This is a genomic window from Dyadobacter sp., assembly GCF_051859145.1.
GTDB lineage: Bacteria > Bacteroidota > Bacteroidia > Cytophagales > Spirosomataceae > Dyadobacter.
The window spans coordinates 13,518-22,890 of record NZ_JBHYGF010000423.1; the positions used below are offsets into that span (position 1 = coordinate 13,518).

Consider the following 9,373-nt stretch of genomic DNA (forward strand, 5'->3'; position numbering starts at 1 on the left):
GAAAGGATTCTCCATGTACAGTGCGTTTCCAATTGTAAAGGAATACCTGAACGGCGCCACAGCAAGTTCTTTAAATGAGGTTAAATTGATCAATGATTTCCTTGGGGTAAAAGCGCATACTTACATGCCGGCTTATCTGGACAGTGAGTTTTCTGAGATTTTGGAACGCAGCAGCCACATTACTTTCAATTCTTTGAGTCAATGGGAGCGGTTCCAGGATAGGGTGGAGGAGTTTAGATCTGTAAACCCTGAACATGCACTTTCATGTGGTATCCGTGTAAACCCGCAGTACTCAGAAGTTGCAACGGAGATGTACAATCCTTGTGTACCAGGCTCGCGGCTAGGCGTAACACGCGACAAATTGCCCGATACACTGCCAAAAGGCATAGAAGGAATTCATTTTCATACACTCTGCGAGAATGGATCAGACACTTTGGAGCGAACATTAGCTGCTTTGGAGGAGAAATTCGGTGATTTGCTGCACCAGGCCAAGTGGCTGAATATGGGCGGCGGACATTTAATGACGCGGGAAGGTTACGATATTGAGAAGCTAATTGCATTAGTTAGTACAATCCGTCAAAAATACAACCTGGACGTAATACTGGAACCCGGTTCTGCAATTGCCTGGAGGACCGGCGAACTCGTATCAACCGTGCTCGATGTAATGGATAGTCAGGGAATTCAGGTCGCAATTCTCGATACCTCTTTCGCAGCCCACATGCCCGACACTTTGGAGATGCCCTACAAGCCGGTAATCACCGGCGCATACCAAGAGCCGGTAGCAGGAAAACCAACTTACAGAATGGGCGGAATGACCTGCCTCGCCGGCGACTTCATGGGCGACTACTCCTTCGATCAGCCCCTGAACATTGGAGATAAAATCATATTTCAGGACATGATCCACTACACCATGGTAAAAACAACCACATTTAACGGCGTTAACTTACCTTCCATTGGTATATGGAAAACTGACCAAGAATTTAAGCTGGTGCGAAGCTTTGGATATGAGAGCTTTAAAGATAGGTTATCATAGTAAGTTGGTCGAAGTGCCCATATTTTGGCCAGAATGGTTTCCTTGAAAGGTTCAATTTTGAATGACTGAATGATTGAATGACTGAATAGTTTATTATTCAATCATTCAGTCATTCAATCATTCAAAATAGTCACTTCGGAAGCATCGGAAACAACCTCTTAATCTCCGCTGCATCCGGTTGTTTTCCGTACTCGCATATTTCAAATACCTCTACAAAGCGGATATCTTTTGCTTTGTCCGCACCGTACCATTTTTCAAGAGAAACTCTTATTTCCGGTGTTACCGAAGAGCGCTTTTCCATGGCGGAGGTCAGCCATTTTTTACGCTCGGCGGGATCTTTGGGGACGTTAGCAAGATCTCCGTTTGTCCAGGGCAGCCACTCGTAAAATTGGGAGGTATGTGCATCCAGTCCGTCTACTTTTTTAGCAAGAATGTTCGTGATATCGATCGCGATGTCGGGACGGAATGGATTTGGCTTTTGGAAACGGTCGCGGAAGTAGAGGAAAACCGGGTTTTTGGTTAGTGGAGGCACACTGCTAAGAATGTTGGGTACGATAACCAGGTAAGCAGCATCCTGCACAACCACGCCCGTATTGCGGTGATCGGGGTGATAATCGTTGGTGCGGGGCGCGATTACTACGTCTGCATTCCATTCACGTATTTTACGGATCACCGCCAGTCTGTTTTCAAGGGTAGGGAACAATTCACCGTCGTGGTTGTCCAGCACGTCGTAAGAAATCCCCAGCCGCTTGGCGACTTCTTTGGTCTCTGCGAGCCTGCGCTTCGCCAGTTCACCGCCACCAATGTCCTGGTGGCCGGCATCTCCGTTCGTCAGCGACACAAATTTTACCTTGTGCCCCATGGAAGAATAAATGGAGGCAATGCCACCTGCCCCGAGGTCGCAGTCGTCGGGGTGCGCGCCGAATACGATGATGTTTAGTGGTGTTTTTGAATCTGCAGCATTCTGGGCCGACGCTGCGGCTCCGGTTAAAAGCAATGCAGCAAGCAGTAATTTTTTACGCATGGAAGAAATGGGTTTAAGGTTTTGGGAAAATTGCCGGGAAGCACGTGTAGAAATAGCTCTCCGGATAATTTTCAATTTACTTTATAAAGAAACATTTTGAATGCATTTAACGAAAAATCATAGACGAATGCGCTTCAACTGCTTCATTGTAGCAGCTATCGTAAAATATTTATATTTCATAACTCCTCAGACTGACAAATGATTAGTCTGTACGAGCGAACATTTAAAATGGCGCGGCTAAGATTCTTTCAATAATCGTGTATCTTTGTATCCCGTAATCATAGAAAAACAGCAACGTCTTATGGCTGCTAAAGCGCAAAAGACCGCGAAGTACATTTTCGTTACGGGCGGTGTTACATCTTCTTTGGGCAAAGGAATAATTGCCTCTTCATTAGCAAAATTGCTGCAAGCCAGAGGGCTTTCAGTCACGATTCAGAAGTTCGATCCTTATCTTAATATTGATCCAGGTACCATGAATCCGTACGAACATGGCGAATGCTATGTTACCGACGATGGTGCCGAAACTGACCTGGACCTCGGCCACTACGAGCGTTTTTTGAACGTACGTACGTCTCAGGCCAACAACGTCACTACCGGACGTATTTACCACAATGTCATCACAGCTGAACGCCGCGGCGACTTCCTTGGAAAAACCGTGCAGGTTGTACCGCACATTACCGATGAGCTGAAAAGAAACATGCTTCTGCTCGGTCAAACAGGTGATTACGATATTGTAATCACTGAAATCGGAGGCTGTGTCGGTGATATTGAGTCACTTCCTTTCCTCGAAGCAGTTCGCCAGGTGAAGTTCGAAATGAACGAGCATGATGTACTGGTTATCCACCTCACCTTAATTCCTTACCTCAATTCTGCGGGAGAACTTAAAACCAAACCTACCCAGCACTCTGTACGTATGTTACAGGAATCGGGTATACAGCCGGATATCCTCGTTTGCCGCAGTGAACATCCGCTACCTTACGATATCCGTAAGAAAATTGCCTTGTTCTGTAATGTTCAGGTGAATTCGGTAATCGAGGCAATGGATGCGGATACCATTTATGCGGTGCCCCTGCTGATGCTCAAAGAGCGCCTGGATCAGCGCGCCTTGTATATGCTGGATATTTATAATGATAAAGATGTAGACCTGGATTCATGGAAAACATTTTTGTCACGACTGAAAAACCCGGTTGACTCTGTTCGCATTGGTTTGGTAGGTAAGTATGTGGAATTGCATGACGCTTACAAATCCATCGTGGAATCATTTATTCACGCAGGTGCGGCCAACGAATGCAAGGTAAATATTGAATGGATCCATTCTGAGAGTCTGACAACTGATAATGTAGTTGAGAAACTGGAAAATCTGGATGGCGTACTGGTAGCTCCCGGTTTTGGAGAGAGAGGTATTGAAGGAAAAATCGCTGCGATCCAGTTTGTCCGTGAGCACAACATACCGTTTTTCGGGATTTGTCTGGGAATGCAAATGGCGGTGATCGAATATGCCCGCAATGTGCTGGGCTGGGAGAGTGCGCATTCGGTTGAAATGGATGCAGCAACTGACCACCCGGTTATTCACCTGATGCAGGACCAGAAAGATATCTCCAACAAAGGCGGTACCATGCGTTTGGGCGCTTATGCGTGCAAGATCAAGAAAGATACACTGGCTCACCGCATTTATGGAAAAGCCAACATCAGCGAGCGCCACCGTCACCGCTATGAGTTTAACAGCAAGTATCTTAAAGATTTTGAGGCAAAAGGGTTATTAGCGACTGGTATCAATCCCGAGAACGACCTCGTTGAGATGGTCGAGCTGCCGAGCCACCCATTTTACATTGGTGTACAATTCCACCCTGAACTAAAAAGTACGGTAATGAACCCGCACCCGCTTTTTGTCAACTTCGTGAAAGCGGCGCTGGATTATTCCCTGCAGAAAAAATCAGTGGAATCGTTAAATCCTCACATGAGCTGAGCGGCAAACCGATAAAGGAAAAACTTATTACCTTTGCCGTCCCTTGGGGACTTCTCTTTTAACAATTTAAGTAAATAATGGATAAAAATTTTATTATCGGCTTAGTACTTATCATGCTAATGCTGATTGGCTACCAGATCCTGGTTCCGAAACCGGTGGAACCAACGCCTGTGGAGCAAACCAGATCAGATACAGTAAGAAGAGCAGCAGCTACTCCGATATCAGCCTCCGATTCCAGTAATACCTCTACCAGCAGCGACTCTGTTGCAAAAGCCGAAGCAAAGGACCTGGTGATTGAAACGCAGGATACCCGCGTTGTTTTTACCAACAAAGGCGGGGTGTTGAAAGAGGTGATGTTGAAGAAATACAAAACCTACGACAAAAAGCCGCTTTACCTCATCTCTGAGGCACATAACCAATTTAAAATTGACTTCCCTACCCAAACGGGAGATGTGACACTTACCAACGTGTTCTTTTCAACAGACGCGAAGGACCAGCAGCTGACAGAGAAGGATTCGGCGGTTGTAACTTACCGGGTTAACCTCAAAAACAACCAGTTTGTTGAGCAGACTTATGTGGTGCACGGAGCAGGATATGTGATCGATTACAGCATCAAGTCAAATGGACTGGGTTTAGGCGACAAGTCAGTGACTTTCAACTGGCAAAACGATCTGCTGCAACTTGAAAACGACATGAAGAAAAACCGTGAAGTGGTGACAATCAACTACTACACGGACGAACTGCTCAGCCTGCCGACCAGCCCGACCGCAAACGAAGAGGAAAAAACGGCTGATCCGGTGAAATGGTTTACCATCAAGCATAAGTACTTTCTCGCCGGTTTGATCGCCGACAAGCATCCATTCAATAATGTTGCATTAAATGCGAATGTGAATCCAAATGATTCGACAATCGTGAAAACAATGCGCGTTTCGGCGGGTATCCCAATGTCGTCAATCCAGAAGGGAGAGGCTAAATTCCAGTTCTTCTTAGGGCCAAACGATTACCATTTGGTTGACAAAGTTCAGGCTGAAAACTTTGACGAAAACGTTTATCTTGGTTATGCGTTTTTGAAGCCGATCAACAAATTTTTCCTTGTTCCGCTTTTCAACTTCCTCGAAAAGTTTGTGAGCAACTACGGTTTGCTGATCATTTTGCTGGTGTTGTTTGTAAAAACACTTTTGACGCCGCTGACTTACAAATCGTACATCAGCATGGCAAAAATGAAGCTGCTCGCGCCTGAACTGGAAGAAATCCGCGCCCAAAACCCGGACGATATGGCGAAGCAACAGCAGGATCAAATGAAGCTTTACCAGCAGGTGGGCGTAAGTCCGTTAAGCGGCTGTATCCCGGTACTTGCCACCATGCCGATCCTCTTCTCGCTCTTCTTCCTTTTTCCAAATTTGATTGAACTGCGTCAACAGTCTTTCTTATGGGCGAGTGACTTGTCCACTTACGATTCATTTATCAAGCTTCCATTCACGGTACCTTTCGGGGTTGGAAACCACATCAGTTTGTTTACAATGATGATGACGGCTTCGAGTATTGGTTATGCTTACTATAACAACCAGATCACCCCGACGCAGCCTGGTCCGGTGAACATGAAAATGTTGGGTTACATTATGCCCCTGATGTTCATGTTTGTACTGAACTCTTTCCCGGCTGGTCTTACATTCTATTATTTCGTTTCAAACATCGTGACAATCGCGCAGCAGTTGCTGATCAAACGCTTTGTAAACGAAGACAAGATCAGGGCGATCCTGGAAGAAAACAGACGCAAAAATGCGAATGGAGAGAAGAAGCAAACGAAGTTCCAGAAGTATCTTGAAAAATCACTGCAAGCTGCTGACGAAGCGAAAAAGAAGCAGGCTGAACTCGAGAAACGCGCTAAAAAGAAATAAAAGGTTTTTAGAATCGTAATATATGGGCAATATTTCCAACCGGGAATGTTGCCCGTTTTTTTCTCTTCAAACAAGTTTCCTTACTTTGTTTGATCCATTGACACTGACTCACGAACCTGATGAAAGTTTTCATTTTGATGATTTTGGCGGTACTTGCGCTTTCTCCGCAGTCCGCTTTTGCACAGGCGCCACCACCGTCGGAGACGCGGTACCGGGCGGCAGTTAACGATTATAAGCAAGGCAAATACGCAGCCGCAATTGAGAAGCTCGCGCCGCTCACGAATGCCAGTGTTAAGACCTCTTACGCACCTTACGCCCATTACTACTACGCATTATCGGCATACCAGCTGAAACGTTACCGGGAAAGCAGGCAAATGCTGGTTCAATTGCAGAGCCGCTACCCGGGCTGGAACCGCATTAACGATGTATATTATCTGCTCGGCGCAATTAATCTTGAATCGGGCCAGATCAATGAAGGTTTGGAGCAATTGCTTAAAATCAAGGATACTTCCATGGCGAAGGATGTCCAGGGTTTGAAGCAGCACTACCTGGCGACCGTGGGCGACCTACCTACTTTGGTCAGTCTGCAAAAGCAATATCCAACCGATCGCGATCTCGCATTGATCCTGATCCAGTTTATCGAGAAATCTCCAAAATCGACCAGTGTTGATCAGCAATACGCGGCGCAGCTTCAAAAGCAGTTTAAGTTCAGTAACAAGGAAAAAGTAGCTGCCGCAGAAGAAGCGCCAAAGCGCAGCATTCCAAAACAGGAGGGACAGTGGACAAAAGGTTACCTCGACGTGGCGGTACTGTTACCTTTTCGCCTGGACGAATTCACGACTTCGAAGCGGCGCTCAAACCAGTTTGCTTACGACTACTACCTGGGGTTGATAATGGCCAAGGATCAGCTTGCCACAGAAGGCATTCAGGTTAATCTTTGGGCTTACGACGTGAGCAACGATGCGAAACCAATGGAGAACATTGTCAGCAACAAGAATTTTCAGCAGTCGGACATTGTAATCGGCCCCCTTTACGCAAATACATTTGATGTGACTGCAGAATTCATAGCCGCCAGCAATGCGATTATGGTCAACCCGCTTTCAACCGATGCAAATTTGCTTAAGTCTTCTCCTAACATTTACTTGGGGCACCCTTCCATTGCCTACCAAACCCAGCGTGCTGCGCAATATATGAGGTCAGCAGTACCGGGATTGTCGGCCGCGATCTACTATGGCAATACGTCCAAAGATTCGGCAATGGCGGCTTCTTACGCAGCTGAATGGAAAGCAAAAGGCGGAAAGGTAGTCGCTACCACAAAGATCCAGTATGACCGCGAGTGGCTGGAAAACAACATTCCTTCATTCGAAACGAGCAAGCCTTCCCACGTGGCATTGTTCTCTTCCGATGGTACTTCCGGTCCAAACCTGATTGAGGTTTTGAATGGCCGCAAACTGCTCGCCACTCCGGTTATCGCCACAGCCACCAGTTTCAATCAGCAGCAGTCCCGCATTTCGCGCTTCGGATCAAGACTTACCCTGATCGAGCCGGATTATGTGGATCGTGAAAAAGAGAGCATTCGCCAGTTCCAGAAAAGCTATTGGAACAAAACGAACACATTTGCTTCCGTATATTCTTACCAGGGATTTGACCAGCTTACATTTTTTGCAAGAATGGTCAGCAAGTACAAAGACAAAATCAGCAACGGACTTCAAGCCAGGAAGTACGGCGACAGTGAATACCTGTTGACTGGCTTTGACTATACAAAATCAAACGAGAACCAGATTACACCTATTTTGAAGTTTAACGGTTCCAAATGGATACCGGTAGACAGATAATTCAACGATTTCAGCATGAATACTTCCACAAGTCAGAGCTTATTTGAGAATGCGCAAAAGTACATTCCGGGCGGTGTTAACTCTCCTGTCAGGGCATTTCGCGCCGTAGGCGGCTCGCCTATCTTTATAAAGTCGGCCAAAGGTCCCTATATATATGATGAAGACGGAAACGAGTACATTGAGCTGATCAATTCCTGGGGCCCGATGATCCTGGGCCACGCCAATGAACTGATCCAAAAAGCTGTTTCAGACGCAATTCAGCATTCTTTCTCGTTCGGCGCACCGACGCGCCGGGAGGTTGAAGTGGCTGAGCGCATTGTAGGAATGGTACCTTCCATTGAAAAGGTGCGGATGGTAAATTCAGGTACGGAGGCCACTATGTCTGCGATCCGCGTGGCACGTGGGTTTACTGGTCGCGATAAGATCATTAAGTTTGAAGGTTGCTACCACGGTCACGGCGACAGTTTTTTGATTGCTGCGGGAAGCGGCGCGGCTACTTTTGGGACGCCGGATAGTCCGGGCGTGACGAGTGGCGTTGCAAACGATACATTGACTGCGCCTTTTAATGATCTGGAAGCAGTACAGCAGTTGGTTGATGCAAATAGAAACAAAATTGCTGCGCTGATACTGGAACCCGTAGTGGGTAATATGGGCTGTGTGCTGCCTGCCGAGGGTTTTCTGCAAGGCTTGCGCCGGATATGTGATGAAGAAGGTATTGTACTGATCCTCGACGAAGTAATGACCGGGTTTCGCTTATCGAAGGGCGGAGCACAGGAAAGATTCGGGATTACACCAGATCTAACAACGTTAGGAAAAATAATAGGCGGAGGAATGCCGGTAGGAGCCTACGGAGGTAGAGCGGAAATCATGAACTGGGTATCGCCTGCCGGCCCTGTGTATCAGGCAGGTACGCTTTCAGGAAATCCGATTGCAATGGCTGCGGGTTTGACAATGCTCGACTACCTCAATGAACATCCCGAAGTATACGCACAGCTGGAAGATTCAGGAGAGAAATTGGCTGACGGGTTTACAAAATCAATGCAGAAGCTTGGGCTGAACTACACATTGAACCAGATTGGCTCCATGTACACGCTGTTTTTCACAAACCAGCAGGTAACAGATTTTCCTTCCGCCAAAACTTCGGATCTGGTTCTGTTTGGAAAGTATTTCCATGCAATGCTCAACAAAGGCATTTACCTGGGGCCGTCGCAGTTTGAGAGTATGTTCCTGTCTACTGCATTGACAGACCGCCATTTGGACCTGATTATCCAGGCGAATGAAGAATCGCTGAAAGAAATACTGAGTATCTAATTTCAAACTTCGAAATGCGCTTTTACTCCTTCATAATCCCTGTCTACAACCGTCCCGACGAGTTGCAGGAGCTGTTGGAATGTCTCGTAAAACAGACGATCAGGCATTTCGAAGTGATTGTTGTGGAAGACGGTTCAAAGGTTAAAGCAGATGAAGTAGTCGCGCGTTTTAGCGGGAAGTTGGACATCAAATACTTCTTTAAAGAGAATGGTGGCCAGGGTTTCGCACGCAATTCAGGTTTCGAACGTGCCTCGGGCGACTACTTCATTTTGCTGGATTCAGATGCATTGATTGAACCGGATTATT

The 9,373-nt window shown here is 46.6% G+C and carries 7 protein-coding genes; 6 read left to right on the forward strand and 1 reads right to left on the reverse strand.

What is annotated here, in order from left to right; all coding sequences use genetic code 11:
• Window positions 1-1,033 (forward strand): carboxynorspermidine decarboxylase (gene nspC / locus ACTIE6_RS20845; protein WP_439558470.1); only part of this gene is annotated, 1,033 nt, incomplete at its 5' end.
• A gap of 130 nt (window positions 1,034-1,163) precedes the next feature.
• Here the strand turns inward: nspC and ACTIE6_RS20850 are convergent.
• Complete coding sequence (locus ACTIE6_RS20850) at window positions 1,164-2,057, reverse strand: PIG-L deacetylase family protein (RefSeq protein ID WP_439558471.1); 894 nt, start codon at window positions 2,055-2,057, stop codon at window positions 1,164-1,166.
• A 301-nt stretch (window positions 2,058-2,358) separates the two neighbouring features.
• Here ACTIE6_RS20850 and ACTIE6_RS20855 point away from each other — a divergent pair, with 301 nt between their 5' ends.
• The 5 genes from ACTIE6_RS20855 to ACTIE6_RS20875 form a co-directional block, all read left to right on the forward strand.
• Complete coding sequence (locus tag ACTIE6_RS20855) at window positions 2,359-4,023, forward strand: CTP synthase (protein WP_439558472.1); 1,665 nt, start codon at window positions 2,359-2,361, stop codon at window positions 4,021-4,023.
• A gap of 77 nt (window positions 4,024-4,100) precedes the next feature.
• On the forward strand, window positions 4,101-5,921 hold the full coding sequence (yidC, locus tag ACTIE6_RS20860) for a membrane protein insertase YidC (RefSeq protein WP_439558473.1): 1,821 nt from the start codon (window positions 4,101-4,103) through the stop codon (window positions 5,919-5,921).
• Between the two features lie 119 nt (window positions 5,922-6,040).
• Complete coding sequence (locus tag ACTIE6_RS20865; protein ID WP_439558474.1) at window positions 6,041-7,756, forward strand: ABC transporter substrate-binding protein; 1,716 nt, start codon at window positions 6,041-6,043, stop codon at window positions 7,754-7,756.
• A 15-nt stretch (window positions 7,757-7,771) separates the two neighbouring features.
• Window positions 7,772-9,067 (forward strand): glutamate-1-semialdehyde 2,1-aminomutase, encoded by a 1,296-nt coding sequence (hemL, locus tag ACTIE6_RS20870; RefSeq protein ID WP_439558475.1) that lies wholly within the window; start codon window positions 7,772-7,774, stop codon window positions 9,065-9,067.
• Between the two features lie 14 nt (window positions 9,068-9,081).
• On the forward strand, window positions 9,082-9,373 hold a 292-nt coding region (locus tag ACTIE6_RS20875), incomplete at its 3' end, for a glycosyltransferase family A protein (RefSeq protein ID WP_439558476.1).

Excerpts from the sequence above, each read along its gene's own strand:
- ACTIE6_RS20865 (WP_439558474.1), top strand. The coding sequence starts at position 6,041 with ATGAAAGTTTTCATTTTGATGATTTTGGCGGTACTTGCGCTTTCTCCG.
- ACTIE6_RS20850 (WP_439558471.1), bottom strand. The coding sequence starts at position 2,057 with ATGCGTAAAAAATTACTGCTTGCTGCATTGCTTTTAACCGGAGCCGCA.
- hemL (WP_439558475.1), top strand. The coding sequence starts at position 7,772 with ATGAATACTTCCACAAGTCAGAGCTTATTTGAGAATGCGCAAAAGTAC.
- yidC (WP_439558473.1), top strand. The coding sequence starts at position 4,101 with ATGGATAAAAATTTTATTATCGGCTTAGTACTTATCATGCTAATGCTG.
- ACTIE6_RS20855 (WP_439558472.1), top strand. The coding sequence starts at position 2,359 with ATGGCTGCTAAAGCGCAAAAGACCGCGAAGTACATTTTCGTTACGGGC.